Below are 1,106 nucleotides of genomic sequence, written 5' to 3' on the forward strand. Positions count from 1 at the left end.
GGCGAGCGTGAGCTCGGTATCCCCACGGTGCTGGACCGCCTGATCCAACAGGCGCTCCTGCAAGTCCTCCAGCCGATCCTTGATCCGACCTTCAGCCAGCACAGCTACGGCTTTCGTCCGGGACGCGGTGCGCACGATGCCGTTCTTGCGGCACAATCGTTCGTGCAGTCCGGGCGTCGTGTCGTTGTGGACGTTGACCTGGAGAAGTTCTTCGACCGGGTTGAGCACGACATCCTGATCGACCGTCTGCGCAGGAAAATCCCCGATCCCGGCGTCATCCGCCTGGTCCGGGCCTATCTGAGCGCCGATATCGTTGATGGGGATGCGGTCATCAAGCGGAGCCGAGGCACGCCGCAGGGTGGGCCGCTGTCGCCGCTTCTGGCCAATGTGTTGCTGGATGAGGTGGACAGGGAACTTGAACGGCGGGGCCATGCCTTCTGCCGCTATGCCGATGACTGCAACGTCTATGTGCGGTCGCGGCGCGCGGGCGAGCGGGTGATGGTTCTGCTGCGGCGTCTTTATGGCCGGCTTCACTTGACGGTGAACGAGGCCAAGAGCGCCGTTGCCAGCGTCTTCGGCCGCAAATTCCTCGGCTATGCCTTCCGGCAAGCCGGGGGTGTGGTCAAGCGACGAGTGGCCGGCAAGGCCATCAAGGCGTTCAAGGAGCGCATTCGCGAACTGACACCGCGCGTGACGGGGCGATCCCTCAAAGCGGTGGTGGAACGGTTGCGCATCTTCGTGCGCGGATGGAAAGCCTACTTCCGGCTGGCGCAAACACCGTCGGTCTTCAACGACCTGGACGAGTGGATGCGTCATCGTTTGCGGGCTATCCAGCTCAAGCAATGGAAACGAGGCAGGACGATCTTCCGGGAACTGATGGCAAGAGGAGCGAGCCTCAAGGTGGCACTGCAGGTGGCGGGAAACGCCCGCCGCTGGTGGCGCAACAGCGCCAAACTCCTCAACACCGTCCTCACGATCAAATGGGCAGACCAACTCGGAATGCCCAGACTCGCGTAAACCTCAATCTCTCGAACCGCCCGGTGCGGACCCGCATGCCGGGTGGTGTGGCAGGGGTGCGATCACATCGATCGCCCCCTATGCCGATT

Annotated in this window: 1 protein-coding gene; it reads left to right on the forward strand. The window is 63.1% G+C overall.

The genetic code is table 11. From position 1 onward, the window contains the following. Positions 1–1,017 (forward strand): group II intron reverse transcriptase/maturase (ltrA, locus tag GGD53_RS31415; RefSeq protein WP_184460589.1); only part of this gene is annotated, 1,017 nt, incomplete at its 5' end. Positions 1,018–1,106 lie beyond the last annotated feature (89 nt).

The organism is Rhizobium aethiopicum (genome assembly GCF_014197535.1).
Taxonomy (GTDB): Bacteria; Pseudomonadota; Alphaproteobacteria; order Rhizobiales; family Rhizobiaceae; genus Rhizobium; species Rhizobium aethiopicum_A.